General features: G+C 39.9%; 14 protein-coding genes and 1 tRNA gene. 9 read left to right on the top strand and 6 right to left on the bottom strand.

Annotation, left to right across the window (positions count from 1 at the left end; genetic code table 11):
• Nucleotides 1–50 precede the first annotated feature (50 nt).
• Entirely contained in the window at nt 51–629 is a 579-nt protein-coding gene (locus AN486_RS15220) for a TIGR04376 family protein (RefSeq protein WP_053538287.1), read from the top strand.
• A gap of 53 nt (nt 630–682) precedes the next feature.
• On the opposite strand, the gene AN486_RS15225 is transcribed toward AN486_RS15220, so the two are convergent.
• Nucleotides 683–2,068, bottom strand: a complete 1,386-nt coding sequence (locus AN486_RS15225) for a collagen-like protein (RefSeq protein WP_168637200.1) — start codon at nt 2,066–2,068, stop codon at nt 683–685.
• A gap of 173 nt (nt 2,069–2,241) precedes the next feature.
• Nucleotides 2,242–3,318: a magnesium-protoporphyrin IX monomethyl ester (oxidative) cyclase gene (gene acsF, locus AN486_RS15230; protein ID WP_053538289.1), complete on the bottom strand. Its 1,077-nt coding sequence runs from the start codon at nt 3,316–3,318 to the stop codon at nt 2,242–2,244.
• A gap of 621 nt (nt 3,319–3,939) precedes the next feature.
• Between acsF and AN486_RS15235 the strand changes: the two genes are divergently transcribed.
• From AN486_RS15235 to AN486_RS15260, 6 genes are all read left to right on the top strand, one after another.
• Entirely contained in the window at nt 3,940–5,382 is a 1,443-nt protein-coding gene (locus AN486_RS15235; RefSeq protein WP_168637199.1) for a TM0106 family RecB-like putative nuclease, read from the top strand.
• Nucleotides 5,383–5,443: 61 nt separating this feature from the next.
• On the top strand, nt 5,444–6,625 hold the full coding sequence (locus AN486_RS15240; RefSeq protein ID WP_053538291.1) for an esterase-like activity of phytase family protein: 1,182 nt from the start codon (nt 5,444–5,446) through the stop codon (nt 6,623–6,625).
• An 87-nt stretch (nt 6,626–6,712) separates the two neighbouring features.
• Nucleotides 6,713–8,185: a serine/threonine-protein kinase gene (locus tag AN486_RS15245; RefSeq protein WP_053538292.1), complete on the top strand. Its 1,473-nt coding sequence runs from the start codon at nt 6,713–6,715 to the stop codon at nt 8,183–8,185.
• A gap of 686 nt (nt 8,186–8,871) precedes the next feature.
• Nucleotides 8,872–8,945 (top strand) — tRNA-Asp (locus AN486_RS15250).
• A gap of 211 nt (nt 8,946–9,156) precedes the next feature.
• A complete protein-coding gene (gltX, locus tag AN486_RS15255; RefSeq protein WP_053538294.1) occupies nt 9,157–10,599 on the top strand; it encodes a glutamate--tRNA ligase in 1,443 nt (480 codons plus the stop codon).
• Nucleotides 10,600–10,729: 130 nt separating this feature from the next.
• Nucleotides 10,730–11,212, top strand: coding sequence for a hypothetical protein (locus AN486_RS15260; RefSeq protein WP_290601385.1), 483 nt, complete (start codon nt 10,730–10,732; stop codon nt 11,210–11,212).
• A gap of 701 nt (nt 11,213–11,913) precedes the next feature.
• Here the strand turns inward: AN486_RS15260 and AN486_RS26690 are convergent.
• Complete coding sequence (locus AN486_RS26690; RefSeq protein WP_335337447.1) at nt 11,914–12,012, bottom strand: hypothetical protein; 99 nt, start codon at nt 12,010–12,012, stop codon at nt 11,914–11,916.
• A gap of 45 nt (nt 12,013–12,057) precedes the next feature.
• Nucleotides 12,058–12,309 carry a type II toxin-antitoxin system HicB family antitoxin gene (locus tag AN486_RS15265; protein ID WP_290601387.1) on the bottom strand — a complete coding sequence of 84 codons (252 nt, stop codon included), beginning with the start codon at nt 12,307–12,309 and terminating at the stop codon, nt 12,058–12,060.
• Between the two features lie 748 nt (nt 12,310–13,057).
• Here AN486_RS15265 and ftsH2 point away from each other — a divergent pair.
• Nucleotides 13,058–14,944: an ATP-dependent zinc metalloprotease FtsH2 gene (ftsH2, locus tag AN486_RS15270; protein WP_053538295.1), complete on the top strand. Its 1,887-nt coding sequence runs from the start codon at nt 13,058–13,060 to the stop codon at nt 14,942–14,944.
• Between the two features lie 847 nt (nt 14,945–15,791).
• Here ftsH2 and cobQ read toward each other — a convergent pair.
• Both cobQ and AN486_RS15280 read right to left on the bottom strand, forming a co-directional pair.
• Entirely contained in the window at nt 15,792–17,264 is a 1,473-nt protein-coding gene (cobQ, locus tag AN486_RS15275) for a cobyric acid synthase CobQ (RefSeq protein WP_053538296.1), read from the bottom strand.
• Between the two features lie 185 nt (nt 17,265–17,449).
• Nucleotides 17,450–17,854, bottom strand: a complete 405-nt coding sequence (locus AN486_RS15280; protein ID WP_053538297.1) for an Npun_F0494 family protein — start codon at nt 17,852–17,854, stop codon at nt 17,450–17,452.
• Between the two features lie 478 nt (nt 17,855–18,332).
• Between AN486_RS15280 and AN486_RS15285 the strand changes: the two genes are divergently transcribed.
• Entirely contained in the window at nt 18,333–18,770 is a 438-nt protein-coding gene (locus tag AN486_RS15285) for a peroxiredoxin (RefSeq protein ID WP_027401901.1), read from the top strand.
• Nucleotides 18,771–18,809 lie beyond the last annotated feature (39 nt).

An 18,809-nucleotide genomic window follows, 5' to 3' on the forward strand; every position in this document is an offset into this window, starting at 1 on the left:
CCCGTTCCCTGTTATAAATAAACATATATCTAATCTTTGGAGTATTAACAGTGAGTTTATTTGATGATTTAAGTCGGTTTTTAGAAAGTCGTTTAGAAGAATTCTTGCGAAATAACCCTCATTTAGAGTTAGAAGCACTATTAGAACAACTGCGGGAACAAGAAGAAGATACATTAAAATTAATTGCCGAGTTACAATTGCAAGAGAAGCGATCGCAAGATGAAATCCTCTCCACAGCCCAAGAAATTCAAAAATGGCATATCCGTATTGAAAAAGCCCAAGCCGCAGGTAGACAAGACTTAGCCACCCCAGCCCAAGAACGAGAAGCAGCACTACTGCGAGAAGGAAATCAGATGTGGGGACAAATGCAAGGTATAAAAGAACGCATTAGTCAATCCCAAGAACTACTTCGCAAAATTCAACAACGTCGTCAAGAAGTACAAATCAAAGCAGCCGAATTACAAACAGCAAGAACCAAAGCACAAACCCAACAAAGATTAGAAACTGAAACTCATGGCTGGAATACAGCTACTAATTATAATAGTAATTTTGATGACCTAGAAAATACATTTCGCCGTTGGGAAACCCAAGATGAATTAGAAAAACTCAAACGCAACATGGGAAAATAATTATGGATAACAAGATCCCCGACTTCTCTAAGAAGTCGGGGATCTAAATCTTATCATCGCTTACGAATTACCCCTTGCCAACTAATTTTTTGCTGTATAGAACGTCCACCTAAAGAACGAATTGCCACAACTTCAACATCAACCTTTACACCTGGATTTAAAGCTTGACTAGGAATTTTTAACTTACCTAAAGCCAGAGTAAAATTATTATAACTACGACTTACTAACTCCGCAGGAACTTCCCCTTCATATAAAATTTGAGGATTAAAAGCATCATCAAAATTATCTCGCGCTCGATATTTCACTTTAAACCGAGTATTAATCACATCAGATTTACCAGCTAAATCAACTATTCTGAAACTGAGATTTTGTCCCGAATTAGCAAATTCAGCCACAGCTAACCTAATCACATCTTCCTGAAAAATAGCATGATTTACAGTGTACTCCGTCAAACCTCCCGTAGTTTTAGCAGTACCATCAACCCAGAGATTTTCAGGAAAAGCAATATCTATTTCTTGATTATCATTTAAAGAGAGTTTTACAGATTGATTAGCAAAATTATTAATAGCCTGTTTTTCTGACCAAACTAATTTAAAACTTCCGTCCAAACGCCGTTCAAACTCTCGATATTCATCAGCAATTACAGAACCAATGGCAAGTAAAGACTTTGCCCCTTGACGAATTTGCCACTTATTTTTAGAAAGATTAAATTGTTGATTTGCCAATTGAGAAACCGCAATTTCCGCAGTTGGTTTATCATCTGCTAAAACTTCTTTGCCATTAACTATACTTAAAATTCCTAACCTGCCCGGTTTACCATCACGCCCATCTCTACCATCACTGCCATCGCGTCCATCGTAACACCGATAAACCTTTTGAGTACATTGACGATTGAGAGTACCAGATCTTCCTGTACAACTTTCCCTCTCCCAACGTCGTTGACGACAGGAACAACCCACCGCACCTCTAGCACCTCTTCCACCCCGTCCACCTTCGCCACCAACAGCCCGAACGGCAATTTTCCTTAAATCTGCCAAATTCGTATAATAGACCGTCAGATCGCCACCCTGACCACCATTGCCACCAGAACCACCGCTACCACCATCACCACCATTGGGGGCATTAACATTATCTCGTCCTTCTTCCTGATAATTCCGACAACTAGGACGAAAACCCGGTTCACCATCCTCGCCATCTTCACCATCTTTCCCAGATAAGTCAAGATTAACCGCCGAACCATCAGCGTTTATTATCTGGCTTGTCCCACTGCGTCCATCTCTACCGCTACGTCCGTTACTACCATCCCTATCATAATACCCAGCTACTTTTAATTCTTTAACATCCGTTGGACAGACAACCGCACCCACCGCAGGTAATAAATTAGTAAATAAACAAAATGTCAGCAGAAACGGTAATTGATATCTAAAATTTTTGTGCATGATAAGTAAAACTTATTATATAAAAGATTTGGATTTGATGTAGGGGTAGCGCCCCCGTGCCTACCCTGATTCTTGGGCAACAACGGGGGGTTTGCCCCTACTTTCAAAAATCAATGATAAAAAAAGGTGGTTTTGTCCAAGACAAAACCACCTCCTCAAAAAATAAACTCAAATTAACGAGCTTGTCCGTGAGCAGAAGCCGCATCAATAGGCTTCATCAGATATAATTGTAATAACTGCCAACCATGAGACAAATAGATTGGGAATTTTTGGAAGAATTGCAGGAATTTAGGAGTATTAGAGCTAGAAATTGCTGCCAATTTTTCGTTATTCTTGACGCAAACATCTAAACGCTGATAAAACGCTGGGTTTTCAACATCCAAAATAACTGGGAAGACTCTACCAGCGGTTTCATTAGTCTTCTTGATTACATGAATATCATAATCACGCGCATCCAAGCCCAAGGAAGCATAGAAATCTTTGCGTTGAATATCATTGAGATACATAGTTGCAAACACTGACAACAGGAAGAAGCGACTCCATAGTTTAGCTCTCCAGTCATTCAACATTTGTGGCTGCGCTCTCATAACCGCATCAAAGAAATCACCGTGACGGTTTTCATCCTGACACCAGTTCTCAAAAAAGTTGAAAATTGGATAAATTTGATCTTCAGGATGGGCTTCTAAATGACGATAAATGGTGATATAACGCCAATAACCAATCTTTTCAGAAAGATAGGTCGCGTAGAATATGAATTTGGGCTTAAAGAACGTATAACTACGGCTCTTAGTCAAAAATCCTAAATCTAAAGAAAGATTAAAGTCTGACATAGCTTTGTTCAAGAACCCAGCATGACGGGCTTCATCCCGTGACATCAGGTTAAAGCCTTCAGCTAAAAGGGGGCTTTTATCCTTTAGGCGACGGCCGAGTTCTTTGTATAGCAAGAAGCCGGAAAATTCTGCTGTGCAAGAACGTTCGAGAAATTCAACGAACAATTTGCGAGTTTCTCCGTCAATAGAGTCCCAAGATTTTTCAAACTGAGCATCCCGAACAAAGTGATGGCGGTTGTAGTCAATGCGGAATTCTGCAATAATAGCTTCTAATTCCTCTTCATTGACGGAAAGATCCATCTGCGCCATTTCATCGAAATCGGTTGTGTAAAACCTTGGTGTTAAAAGGGTTTCTTTCGCCGGGGACTTAACTCCAGAACGAATTTCGTCAGAGCTTGGTTTTTTGAGGGAGTCTACCATGTTTTGATTTGCTCTTTTATCTTTCTTTTCTTGATGACACCAGAAAGCTGATCCTTATGCTCTCACAAGGTGCAAGGGACAACAATTATGATTTTGTATGAAATTCAGTGTAGCAATATCTAGCCCAGAAATGAGCAGATAAATGATTAAGAGTTGCAAAAATCCACAAAAAACGATTTACACTTTATTTCTATGGCAATAAGGATGATGGTTTTAATGCCGCCTTTGAGGCGCGGAAGGTTAAATTAGCCAAAACCGAGGAAAATCATGTAAGCTGGGAAAATACAAGACATTATTAATTGGGCTGGTAATATGGTGTTGAAAAATATCGCCAACAGTGATGTTTTATACTAAAATGTCGAACCTTCTGTGCTGGTTACTCCGGTGGGACATAATGTGTTGGTGATAATCACTCATGAAAAACCAGAACTAAGTAGGTGAACGCAATAAAACCAAACTGTGTAAAGAAACGTAAAATCGCTGAAAACTTCTTTACTCTTGCCTATTGCCTATTGCCTTGCTATAACGACAATTTTCAACGCCAACCTACTTACACTATTTGGCTGAACAATGCAATTCTTAACTGTCCTGTAATTTCTGAATTATTGTTAGCTTAAAAGGATGTTAATCAATGCTCAACTTTTACTACAATTTCAACGCTGTCAGCGACGACCTTTTTTAGATGTTCATGGTGATTATCTTCAGCGAGAGATTCCCAATGAGTTAATGCTGAAGGTGCAGAAGGACAAAAGCCTTCATCATCAGCGGATAGTCAGAAAGTTAAGTTATTCCGAACCGGATTATGTTGCGAGTGATTGGCAAGCAGGAGCAGCATCAACTCTAGAACTGATGCAGCAAGGAGTGAGTTATATTCGTCGTGGTGTAATATTAACTACCTATTATGAAAAATATACTTTGCTGAGTCGCCCAGATTTGCTTGTGAAACAGCCGGGGAAATCCCGTTTTGGAAATTGGAACTATGTCCCGGTTAATATTGAATTGGGTAAGCGTCCTAAGCAAGAATATCAGGTAGTTATTGCTTTTCACGCCCAAGTTTTAGCTATGGTTCAGGATGTGATTCTGAGTCAGGCTGGGCTGATATTGCGAGATAAAGATAAAACTTATGTGGTGGATTTGGACAAATGGACACCACAAATGCTGGATATTTTAGAGGAATATATTCAAGTTATTGAGTCGGTGGAAGCACCGGAAATTTTTATTTCTCGGCAGAAATGTAATCTTTGTCCCTGGTATAATTATTGTTATGCGAAAGCGAGATCTCAAGAACATCTGTCTCTGTTGCCAGGTGTAACACCGATTCGCTACACTCAACTGCAAAATTTGGACATCACTACTTTAGAAGCACTGGCACAGACCCATCCTAGCACCTTAGAAAACTTAACAGGATTTGATGGTAATGTGGCAGCTAAATTAGTTGTCCAAGCCCAATCTGTATTCACCAAACAACCCTTGATTCTGGCTGATTCCTTTTCTTTAGAATATCTGACTTTTACAGCCCCGATTGAACTTTATTTTGATATTGAAGCCCAGCCAGATTTAAATTTAAATTATCTTTTAGGTGTTTTAGTTGTGGATAGAGTTGCTAATACTGAACAGTTTTATGCTTTTTTGGCGGAACAACCAGAACAAGAACCTCTAATTTGGCAACAATTTTTAAATTTAGTGAATCAATATCCCCAAGCACCAATTTATCATTTTTGTGCTTATGAAGTGGATACAGTCAAACGCCTGGGAAAACTGTACCGCACACCTCATGCTCAAATTCATCCTCTCCTGAATCGGTTTGTTGATATTTATGAACAATTAATTCAAAGTGTGGCTTTACCAATAGATAGTTATGCGTTAAAAACTATTGCCCGTTGGCTGGGGTTTGAATGGCGTGAACAAGAAGCCAATGGTGCTAAATGTATTTACTGGTATGATAAGTGGTTAGAAACAGGCGATCGCACTTTATTAACAATCATCCAAGACTACAACGAAGATGACTGTCGCGCCACCCGTACTGTCAAAGATTGGCTAGTCAGTTTTTTCACAAGTACATAAAACTTCTTTCTTCTTCCTAATTTCTAACTGGGCGCAGGCCCTGCGCCCCTACTATTATTCTATGTTGCATCTTCCAAAATTTCGGAAACCATTCCTGATTCTTATCTTGGCAACTTCACTAATTCTGATTAGTTTTCTGGTTAATAATTTCGCTTCCGCTTCTTTCATCATCAACAGCATAGAATTTATTGGTCAAGCTACCTTACCCACAGGTTTAACTTTCCAAAAAACCGAAGTTGGCGGTTTATCGGGAATTACTTATGATGCCAAAAATAACTTGTACTACGCAATATCTGATGACAGAGGGCAAGAAGCACCACCTCGTTTTTATACTTTAACAATTGATCTGAGTAAAGGTAAACTAAATAATAATGGAGTTGTTCCCGTAGGTGTAACGAACTTATTAGATAATAATAATCAACCATTCCTCCTCAATACTACTGATACAGAAGGAGTTGCCCTCACTAATAAAGATACCATATTTGTTTCCTCAGAAGGTGATGTAGACAGACTCATCAATCCCTTTATTAAAGAGTTTGCACTAGCTTCTGGAAAAATAATTAATACCTTACCCATACTGGATAAATTTTTGCCAGATTCTCAAAAGCAAAAAGGCATTCGCAACAACTTAGCCTTTGAAAGTCTCACCATTACACCGAATCAAAAACTTCTATTTACAGCCACTGAAAACGCCTTAATTCAAGATGGTACAGCAGCCCAATCAGGTGTTGGTACATCTTGCCGCATTTTGCAATATAACCTCTTAACCAAACAGCCAGAACAGGAATTTCTCTACCAAACACAACCAGTGACACCCTTGTTTAATCCTACAGGTAAATTTGCCAGTGGCTTACCTGATTTAGTAGCGATCGATAATGCAGGAAACTTTCTCAGTATAGAAAGAAGTTTCACAGGTTTGGGATTTACAGTTTCTCTGTTTCAGGTTTCCCTAAATAAGGCCACAGACATCCATAGCTTAGACAACATTACCGAAATTGACCCTGATAAAATCCAGCCAGCAGCAAAAAAACTCCTCTTAGATTTACGAACTTTAGATGTATCATTAGATAATATTGAGGGATTAACCTTAGGTGCAAAACTCCCCGACGGGCAACCATCACTAATTTTAATCAGCGATAATAATTTTAATGGACTACAACAAACCCAAATTTTAGCCTTTAAGCTGAAAATTGAGTCTCCACTAACCAAATTATTACGCCGCTTTAGAATACCTAACTTGTGACATACTCCACACACTCCCCTATGCCTTGCGGCACGCTTGCGCGAACGGGTGAGTGTGGGCTTCTCAGTGACTGTAGAGGTTATTAACGTGAATAATAGTCCATACCTGCCTCCACAAAATCAGGAGTTGGTAGCCAACCGTTATCAAATTAAAACATTAATTGAAAGAGGTGGCATGGGTGAGGTATTTCTAGCAGAAGATATGCTGCTGGGAGGAACACCAGTAGCCATTAAGTTTTTATCTCAAACTGTTATTGATACTCAAAGACAGGAAAGCTTTAACCGTGAAGCTCTTCTCAGTGCGGCTTTAAGCCAAAAAAGTGTTCATATTGTTCATGCTTATGATTATGGTGTAACTACTAATGGCAACCCATATTATGTCATGGAATATTTATCTGGACAAAGTTTGAAGGAATTAATTCCTCTGTCTATCCCCATGTTTCTCAATCTAACTCGGCAAATTTGTTTAGGCTTAAAGTGCGCTCATCAAGGTGTCAATATTGATGGAAAAATTCAGCCATTAGTTCATAGAGATATTAAACCAGCTAATATTATTGTTACTCCAGATCCCATCTTAGGTAAATTAGTTAAAATATTGGATTTTGGCATCGCCAAATTTCTTAATAGTACAGAATCAATGATCACCAATGAAAAATGTTATGGAACTTTAGCATACTGTTCTCCTGAACAATTAGACGGTGGAGATATAGATAGTCGTTCTGATATTTATAGTTTAGGTGTAGTCATGTTTGAAATGTTGACAGGGCAAAAACCTTGGCAACCAGCAGCGGAAGGATTTGGGGCTTGGTATCAAGTACATTTATTTGAATCACCAAAACATATATCAGATATAAAACCCAGTCTCCAAGTTCCACAGCAACTCGATGATTTAATTATTAGTTGTTTAGCTAAAAAGCCAGGTCAACGTCCCCAAAATATGACGGAAATTCTCCAGGGTCTGGATAAAATAGAACAATCCTTGGAGCAAGCATCTTTAAATTCAGGTTTGGGAAATTCTGAATTATCTCAAACCAAAATCATACTTGATCAACAATTTACTTGGCCTCAAAATAAGCCAACTCAAAAAATTGTTTTTCCTCAACTCATTAGTGAAAAAAAAGTATCTACAGCTTCTTTATGGATAATGTTACCAGAATTAGAAATTCAAAATTATGCCTATACTACACGCTACACTCGATTTATTTTTATTACACATCCCCATCCGATGTTGTTATGGATAACACTACTTTACGACCATGACCTTACCCCTAAGTGGCTACCATGTTACTTAGATATGCAAAATTCCCAAAATCTCAAATTGGTGTGGTCATTGGCGGAAAATGAGTCCTATTCCTTACTTTTCTTTACCTTAGAACCTTCACATTGCTGTACTAATATGTTCAGTATTAGTATTTCTCCCTTACAAACACAAAATCTGAAGAATTGGGTGCAACAAAGTCAGAGCATGAAAGCTTCTACGGAATTCGGAACTAGCAAAAGCTTGTTAAAGCAGCAATATGAATATATAAAATTAGAGATACTAAAGCAGTTAAAATCATGAACTTGTAGAATTTAGGCACTGTAAGTAGTCGGACAAAATTAAATTCACTCGTTGAGAGAGGGAACTCTTAACTCTTAACTGGGAACAGAAAAATCAATTGTGTAATTAATTCTGTCCCATTACGTATAAATATACTGAAAACGGTTCATAGTTTAACCAAATATGAAACCCCTCTGGTAAACCTCTCCCCGCAACGGGGAGAGCCTTTGAACTTTGTATTATTAGCGGGCTTTTCAGCCCCCACCACAAGAAATTTTGGGATATTTTTTTAATGGGAAGTCTCTTAGGGAACACCAAAAAATAAATTACCCAATTTTGTGGGATGGGCATCCTGCCCGTCCTTGATGATTAGCGGGCAAGATGCCCGCACCACAAGAAATTTTTGGATATTTTTTTAATTGGAAGTCCCTTAGAGTAAGCCACAAAATAAATGATCCTGTTTTGCCATGCTGAGTGTAGCGTTCGCGGAGCGTGGCGTTAGCCATAGGGAAACGAAGCATCTCAAGAGATTCTTCACTACACTTCGTTTTGTAATGCCTCTGACACGCTGCGTGAACAGAATGACATTGGGCATTTCTTTTTGTGGAATTCTCTAATTGCCTCTAAAAAAAATCTTTTCTCAAACTACTTGACAAATATAAAAAGACTGGGCATAATAGTGAGAGTGCAAGTTAAGCAAAACGCAAGGGACTGTAGTTCAATTGGTTAGAGCACCGCCCTGTCACGGCGGAAGTTGCGGGTTCGAGCCCCGTCAGTCCCGTTCTAAGAGACTTCCAAATAAAAAAATGTCCCAAAACTGATGCAGAAATTCTCTCTCTGTGTACTCTGTGCCTCTGTGGTTCGTTTCTTAGGATAATTTATTTCTTGGAAGTCTCTAAAATACTGAATATGAGATAAAGAGTTGATAAGGGAAACCCATAGGCTCTAATTTCAGTATGTGTAATCATGATTTGTAAAAGAGAGAATTAACTGTGACTGTCAGAGTTCGCATAGCTCCGAGTCCTACCGGAAATCTACATATTGGTACAGCGAGAACGGCTGTATTTAATTATTTGTTTGCTCGTCACCATGATGGCAAGTTTATTTTAAGAATCGAAGATACTGATTTAGAGCGATCGCGTCCAGAATACACAGATAATATTCTGGATGGACTACGCTGGCTAGGATTGAATTGGGATGAAGGTCCATTTTTTCAATCTCAACGCCTACATCTTTACAAGGAAGCGGTGCAAAAATTACTAGACCAAGGATTAGCTTACCGCTGCTACACCACATCTGAGGAATTAGATGCTTTGAGAGAAGGGCAAAAAGCCAGAGGGGAAGCACCCCGCTATGATAACCGTCACCGTCACCTCACCCCAGAACAACGGGCTGAGTTTGAAGCTCAAGGGCGTTCTTCCGTGATTCGTTTCCAAATAGATGATAGCCGAGAAATTGTCTGGAATGATTTAGTCCGGGGGAAAATGAGTTGGCGGGGTAGCGATTTGGGTGGTGATATGGTGATTGCTCGCGCTGCTAGTGATGGTACTGGTCAACCACTATATAATTTTGTGGTGGTTGTGGATGACATTGATATGCAGATTACTCATGTCATTCGTGGTGAAGACCATATCGCCAATACTGCTAAACAGATTTTGTTGTATGAAGCTTTGGGGGCGAAGATTCCCGAATTTGCTCATACACCTTTGATTTTGAATCAAGAAGGGCGCAAATTATCGAAGCGGGATGGAGTAACTTCCATTTGTGACTTTCAGGAAATGGGCTTTACTGCGGAAGGTTTAGTTAATTATATGACTTTGCTGGGCTGGTCGCCAGCGGATTCTACTCAAGAAATATTCGATTTAGAATCAGCAGCTAAGGATTTTGGCTTTGAGCGGGTAAATAAAGCTGGTGCTAAATTTGACTGGGATAAGTTGGATTGGTTAAATAGCCAATATCTCCATAATATGCCAGTTGATAAGCTGACAGATTTAGTTATTCCCTTCTGGTCAAAAGCTGGGTTTCAATTTAATGGTGGGAGAGAACGGACTTGGTTAGAGCAGCTAGTGGGGTTAATTGCTGCTAGTTTGACTCGGTTGGTGGATGCTGTGGACATGACCAAGGTATTTTTTACTGAGGGGGTAGAATTGACTGAGGAAGGCAGTCAACAATTACAGCAAGCAGGGGTGAAGACTGTGCTACAAGTAATTATTGCAGCTTTAGAAAGTCAACCAGAGTTAACTGCTGATGTCGCCCAGGATATTATTAAGCAGGTTGTGAAATCAGAAAAGGTGAAAAAAGGCTTAGTGATGCGATCGCTCAGAGCCGCATTAACTGGGGATGTACATGGACCAGATTTAATTCAGTCTTGGTTACTACTTAATCAGATTGGTTTAGATAAATCCCGCTTAAATCAAGCAATTAGCAATAATTAATTTCCGGGTATTGGGTCAGAATTTTCTGGAATTTTAAATTCTCCCGGCGGTACTCAAGTCTTTTATCTAAAGGAACTTGAGACCGTAAATTCATGTCTTCAAAGGTATTTAGCACTCTTCTATAATTGCAATGTCAAAAACAGCTTTTCCTACAGGAATCATAGTTGTACTCTGGGTTACAGCCGGATTTATTCCAGTGGCTCATGCTCAAACAGCCGCGCCGATTTTTGGAGATGTGACTATTCAACATCCATTTTCTCCAGACCCCTTGACAGTAAGGGGAATGAGTGGTGGTTCAGTACAAGGAAGCAAAATAGCAGGAAAAGCAGAAACACCACCAACTAGCCCTTGTCAAGGATTTATGGATGAAGTACCAGACCATACCTTGAAACTTACCAGTAAATTTGACTATCTGAAATTAGTAGTCGAAAGTCCGGCGGACACCACCATGATTATTAAAGGACCTGGTGGAACTTGGTGCAATGATGACTTTAACGGTAAAAACCCCGGTATTGTTGGGGAATGGCTACCGGGTACTTATCAAATTTGGATTGGTTCTTACAAGGAAGATGAATCCCTACCTTATACATTGAAAATTACGGAAGGCAAGTAAATCATTAGACATCTTGTGAGAATTAAATGTGTGTGACTTGAAACCCTTGTAGAGACGTGACTTGGGTAGGGATTCTCGGCTCTACAATATTTTTCGGAGATGTCTAAGTAGGTTGGCGTTAAAAATTGGTAATTTCAGTATCAGGTTTTCACAAACACATTGCCAAAATTGATGTTTCCAGTCTGTATCCCAGCATTATGCTTAAATATGGGGTTCGCTTCCGCAAGGATACGTAACGAGTGGGGTTCAGTATTATTTGGAGTTAATCGCTAAAAAACGAAATGAGTTACTTTCGGTTATTGAACCTCAAGGTAATGTGGGAAAGCAGTTGAGTTTGTTGTGAGTGGGGGATTATACTAATCATGAGGGCGATCGCCTATGGGATTTGAGGGGGCGCACAGCCATGATATCATGCGTTTATGTCTTGCGTGTTATGCTCAGTCCACCTTGTGACAAGAAAACCCGTTACACAAAAATTAACCGGAAAAATTAATTATGGCAGATAGAACCGAAATTCTTCCCCTTAAACTTTCTGATGGCATTTGGTAAAAATTGTTGTTGATCCAAAAAATCAAGGTGTAATCAATCCGTACATAAGCTAACCAACCTAATCCAATCATGGAAGAAGGTTGAACAGAGTGAAGAGGTTTTGGGCGATTTTACTTTTCTTCACACAGATTGGTTTTATTGTGTTCACCTACTTATTCGGCATTTAAGTTTTTAAGAATTTTCTGGGCTAAAAATTCCTTAATTTCTATATGTCTTGGTAAAGCCTCAATGACACCTGTTTGAGGATTAATCCATAAAGAATGAGAACCACCTTCTCGTTTTAGGTAACAACCTGCTTATCTTAACTTTTTTTCTAATTCTTTACGTTTCATGGAATTAAATATAGTCTCTTCTATCGCATCTTCTGTGATTCCCCTGCGGATATCTGCCATACGATCTTCAATAATCAATTGAATAGCAAGTTTCAAGTTTTCTTTCGCTTCCTCAATGGTTTCACCTTGACCATTAGCACCAGAAATTTCTGGACAAATTGCCCAGTATCCTCCTTCCGTTGCTCTCTCAATGATGGCTGTTAACTCTGCTTTCATAGCAATTTCCACAAGAAGTCTACTGTATTTTAAACGATGATTAAGTAGGTGAATGGAAAAAAACCGAAATATGTAACGAAAAGTAAAGTTGCCCAAAACCTCTTCCCTGTTCCCTTGTCATAACGAGAATTTTTAACGCCAACCTACTTAGTTACAAGATCAGCGATGACACTATCACTAGGGTGTTAATTCTGAATCCCTTATCCCATAAAACTTCATGCACAAAATGTATCGCCATATTTTTATAAGAAAGTGCCTGGAACAGATGTTTTCTGTGTAAACTACGGTAACACCAATAATTTTTCGGACAATCCCTCCAAAAATACACAGAATTAATATGCTACACTATCGCCCATCAGGAAAAATCTCTCTAAAACTCTTACCTTCGCTTCTTCGTTTCTTCGTGGTTCATTCTCCGTAACCTTTGCATTGTATTGAGCTTTAAAGCATGAATAATATAAATGAATTTGGTAGTCCTGTGCAGTCCAGCATAAAATTAGTATTAGGGATAGCAAAATATAAATTAGCCCCAAATCCTTACTGTGTCTGATTTTGGGAACATTTAACTTTTAATGTTTAATTTTTAATTGGTATTACTATGAGAATTAGGTTAAATTTAATTAAGATTCTAGACAAACTTCATGAATCTGCCATAAGCAAACCGAGGTTTTATGGCTCAAATTACAAAATGGATTTATAAACATCCGTTACAAAAGCAGTCATATTAGTATCTAGAGGCAAATTAAAGATGAAATTCTCTTGGAGAGTCGTAGCACTTTGGTCAGTGTTGGCTTTGGTAATCGGCTTTTTCTTCTGGCAAGGTGCTTTTGCAGGCGCTCCTGCGGAGACAGGTAAAAACGCTGCCAGTACCCGCATGACCTATGGGCGCTTTTTGGAATATTTGGATGCAGATCGTGTCACCAATGTAGACCTATACGATGGTGGTAGAACAGCAATTATTGAAGCTAATGACCAAGACATCGAAAACCGCACCCAACGCTGGCGGGTAGATTTGCCAGTGAATGCCCCGGAATTAATCCAAAAGCTGCGGGAGAAGCAAGTTAGTTTTGATGCTCATCCGATGCGAAATGATGGGGCAATCTGGGGACTTTTGGGTAATTTAGTTTTCCCAGTTTTATTGATTACTGGCTTGTTCTTTTTGTTCCGGCGCTCTAATAATCTTCCCGGTGGTCCTGGACAAGCGATGAATTTCGGTAAATCCCGCGCTCGTTTCCAAATGGAAGCGAAAACAGGGGTGAAGTTTGACGATGTAGCGGGAATTGAAGAAGCGAAGGAAGAATTACAAGAAGTTGTTACTTTCCTCAAACAACCTGAGAAATTTACTGCTGTGGGCGCTCGCATTCCCAAGGGTGTACTATTGGTTGGACCTCCAGGAACTGGTAAAACTTTACTGGCAAAAGCGATCGCTGGTGAAGCTGGTGTACCTTTCTTCTCTATCTCCGGTTCGGAATTTGTGGAAATGTTTGTGGGTGTGGGTGCTTCCCGTGTCCGTGACTTGTTTAAAAAAGCCAAAGATAATGCTCCCTGTATCATCTTTATTGATGAAATTGACGCTGTGGGTCGTCAACGGGGTGCAGGTATTGGTGGTGGGAATGATGAACGGGAACAAACCCTCAACCAATTATTAACAGAAATGGATGGGTTTGAAGGCAATACTGGCATTATTATTATTGCTGCTACTAACCGTCCTGATGTCCTAGATGCTGCTTTGTTGCGTCCTGGTCGTTTTGATAGACAAGTAACTGTAGATGCACCAGACATTAAAGGTCGTTTGGAAGTATTACAAGTTCATGCTAGAAATAAGAAGTTAGACTCTAGCGTATCTTTAGAAGCGATCGCTCGGCGGACTCCTGGATTTACCGGTGCAGATTTAGCTAACCTCCTCAACGAAGCGGCGATTCTCACAGCGAGAAGACGCAAAGAAGGCATCACTTTACTAGAAATTGATGATGCTGTTGATCGGGTAGTTGCTGGTATGGAAGGTACTCCCTTGATAGACAGCAAGAGTAAGCGTCTGATTGCTTACCATGAAATCGGCCATGCTTTGGTCGGAACTTTACTCAAAGACCATGACCCCGTGCAAAAAGTGACTCTGATTCCCAGAGGACAAGCTCAGGGTTTAACTTGGTTTACACCTAATGAGGAACAAGGTCTAATTAGCCGTTCTCAGCTAAAAGCCAGAATTACCGGGGCTTTGGGTGGTCGGGCTGCTGAAGAGGTAGTTTTTGGATCAGCGGAAGTCACCACCGGTGCGGGTGGAGATCTACAGCAGTTGTCAGGAATGGCACGACAAATGGTAACTCGATTTGGGATGTCTGATTTAGGTCCTTTATCTTTGGAAAGCCAACAGGGTGAAGTGTTCCTCGGTCGTGACTGGACAACCCGTTCTGAGTATTCTGAAGCGATCGCTTGTCGCATTGATGGTCAAGTCAGAATGATTGTGGAAGAATGCTATACCAACGCTAAGAAGATCATGCGTGATCATCGTAGTCTCGCCGACCGTTTGGTTGATTTGTTGATTGAGAAAGAAACCATTAATGGTGACGAACTTCGGCAAATTGTGGCTGAGTACGCGGAAGTCCCTGATAAGTCTCAGTTTGTTCCCATGCTGTAAGGTTTAATTTGGAATCAAATCCCCGACTTCTTGAAGAAGTCGGGGATCTTGTAGTTTTATAATTGGATAATTGCAAGATAGTTCTTCCTCGTCTACTGCATGATAACATTTCTAAAATTGTTTGTCAATACCATAAATCTCTTTTTTTCGTGTCAACTTAGGGATAGCTTATTTGTTTGGCTGCAACATTCCCGCCCGGAACTGAAGTTCCGGTCTCAAAGCTAAAGTGCGTTAAAACGCACTCTAGTTAACTCAAAATCAAAAATTATCCTATTTATGCCAAAGTAGTCGGTTTTAACCGAGTTTAGCTTTTAAACAGGGAATTTATTCCCTGGCTGAAGTCTAGTTAGCTTTCACACCCGCCCGGAACTGAAGTTCCGGTCTAATAGCTAAAGTGCGTTGAAACGCACTGTGATTAAATCAAAATCAAAAATTATCCTATTTATAGAATAAATACTGCCAAAATAGTCGGTTTCAACCGACTTGAGCTATTAGACAGGGAATTAATTCCCTGGCTTGAAGGTATTTGACACTGTTGAGCAATGCTAAACCTTTACAAATTCTTATCCAAACAGGTTAAATATGTATATAATGCTAGGATGTGTTATTTATAAACACAACCGTGATCTTTCAGTTATAAATAATCTTTTTATGACACATCCTTAGAGTCACGTATGTGACATATATGTAACTGAGACTTTAACAAAGTTTAGGGTTTTAAATCCCCCGTTGCCAAACTTAATTAAGTACGAATCAAAAATTACCCCCCATTTATAAAAATAGAAGGGGGGTAATTTAACTTTTTATTGATTTAACTCAAATTCGATGAAATGAAAAACATCTTAATCTATATAAACGGTGTTAAGTCTAAATGCTCTTCAATTTGAGTAGCTAAAGAATCTAACATTTGCTCCCGCTGTTCTTTGTAGTTAGCTACACCTGTGGGTAAAGATTTCAAACCCCGTTGTTGCCGGAGACGATTTACCCAAGCCCGTCGCCAAGGACCATTATCGAAAATTCCATGTAGATAAGTTCCCCAAACTGATTGACAACTATCTACTAACCCTAAATTAGCATCATCAAATAGAGGCTGACAGGATTTTTGATCTGCTGGGTTTTCTATGCGCGAGCGCCCTTGGTGAATTTCAAACCCAGTCACAGGTAAACCCGCTTGGGGATAATTGGAGGTAACTTGACGCTGACGGGCAGTTTTTTGTCCAGTAATTACTGTTTTCATGGGTAATAAACTTAACCCTGGATATTTACCAACTTGCCCTTCCATGCCTTCTGGATCAGCTATAGATTGTCCCAACATTTGAAACCCGCCACAAATGCCTAAAACCGTGCCACCAGAAGCTGCATAGTTTTGAATTGCTTCCGCCATACCGCTTTTTTGCAAGGTAATTAAATCGGCAATGGTGGTTTTTGTTCCTGGGATAATTACTGCATCTGGATGTCCTAAACTTTGCTTAGGATGTAAATATTTGACTGTGACTGATGGTTCTGATTCCAAGGGGTCAAAATCTGTGAAATTGGCAATTCTGGGTAAACGAATCACCGCAATATTTAGTTCAGAATTAGCTTTTGCGGGTTTGCGTTCTAGTAAATCTAGGGAGTCTTCCGCTGGGAAAACTTGTTCTAAATAGGGAATCACGCCGACAACAGGAATACCTGTGCGTTCTTCTAACCATTTAATTCCGGGTTCGAGAATTGAGCGCTGTCCTCGAAATTTGTTAATGACGACTCCTTTAATTAGGGCGCGTTCGTCTGGATCTAATAGTTCTAATGTGCCAATGACATGAGCAAATGCTCCACCTCTATCAATATCAACTACTAAAAGTGTGGGTGCATTCAAGTGTTTTGCCACCCGCATATTCGTTAGGTCTTTGTGTTTGAGATTAATTTCGGCGGGACTACCAGCACCTTCACAAACGAGGGCATCAAACTCTGTAGATAGGTATTGTAGACATTCTTTGATGGTTTGCCAACCAATCTCAAAATATTGTTCGTAATAATCTGTGGCGCTGACTTTACCTATGGCTTTACCTTTGAGGATAATTTGCGATGTCATATCCCCTTGAGGTTTCAGTAAAATTGGGTTCATTTCTACCAGGGGGGCTATTCCCGCCGCCCAAGCTTGCACTGCTTGAGCATAGCCTATTTCGCCGCCACTGGCGGTAACATAGGCGTTTAAAGCCATATTTTGACCTTTAAAGGGAGATACTCGCAACCCGCGCCGGGAAAGAATCCGACAAATAGCTGTGGTTATGAGTGATTTCCCTGCGTGGGATGTTGTTCCCACTACCATGATTGATTTCATTTTTAACTATATTTTAGTATGTTGAGATTCAGTAGTGCATCTGTAAATAAATTGTTATTTTTTTCTATGTTTCTTTCTTAGAGGAGGAAGGGTCAGGGCGGTTTTGTGACTATTAACATGAGAGACACATGAGGCAGAGCCTCAACATTGGCATTCCTAGCCGGAGACTAGGAACGAGGTGTATTTCAAAAGGGTAAACGTAACCAACGAGTCATAAAATCATTGTAGCGATCGCTCAGGGAAGGATTACGAAATTTCTGATCTTTTAACTTGACAATCAATTGATGACCCAAGGGAGTTAGGCGAAAACTGTCTGTAATGCCCTGTCCATCAACTTCTCGCCGCAATACTCCTACATCAATTAACCAGGCTAAAGCATTTTCACAGGTCAATTCTGACAAGGGTTGCTTGGTGTAACTTTGCTGAGTTCCTTTCTCCATTGCTATAGCACCTAGTTGGATACTTTGGCTAGTCATGGCTATAAACAAATTGAGGTTGAAGGGCGAACAGATTAGCGATCGCTCGGCTCTTTCTAGGGCTTTGCTAGTATAAACTAAAGGTTTAAGGTTTGAGGAATCCACAGTAGGCATTTTTATTACTCTAAGTTGGGCTTTTTGTCAATGCTTTGAAAATAAATACCTCTTTGGCAGAATATTCGGTAAGCAAGTTATTTAAATATTGTAAATTATAAGGAAGAACGCCGAAAACCCTTGAAAATGTGGGTGACTCAGGAAGCCACATTTGGGCTTTAGACAAGGGATGAAGGCTAGAGACAGGATAAATCCTGCATTGATTTTAATCCATATTCGTGATACAACTATATTGTCACTAAAGACATAAAAAGCTACCGAGGGACTCTCGGAAAGTTACGCTTGTCAGATATGATTTCGCCCGCCAGGGCAAACGAAATCAGGGCAAGAACCCAAATATTTAAGGCAATGCCTGAACCTGGGATAACTGAGGGATATAGACTGAAACTCTCTATAGAATCTCCGCGTCTTTAGACCGGAGAGTGTCAATGTAAAATCTTGATTGCATGAATATTTTTTAAACAGGATAAGGTGAATTATGCCTCTAGCAGTTGGTACAGACGCACCTGCATTTACCACTACAGACACTAACGGCAATCCAGTTTCATTGTCTGATTTTGCTGGTAAAACAGTGGTTCTCTACTTTTATCCCAAAGATGACACGCCAGGTTGCACAAAACAAGCTTGCAGTTTCCGCGATGCTCAGTCAGACTATACAAGTAAAGGTATCGTCGTCTTAGGTGTGAGTGCTGATGATGAAGTAGCCCACCAAGCATTTACTTCCAAATATAATCTGAATTTCCCTTTATTAGTTGATACCAACAAAAGCATCATTACAGCTTATGATGTTGATGGTGGTGGTTACGCCAAGCGTGTTACCTACATCATTGATGGTGATGGCAAAATCATTGATGTTGATACTGCTGTTAACACTACTACCCAAGCTAGTGATGTTTTAGCAAAACTGGGACTTTAATCATTAACTCCGTAGGGGCGCAGACCCTGCGCCCAGTAT

It is taken from the genome of Anabaena sp. AL93 (assembly GCF_001672085.1).
Classification (GTDB): Bacteria; Cyanobacteriota; Cyanobacteriia; order Cyanobacteriales; family Nostocaceae; genus Dolichospermum; species Dolichospermum heterosporum.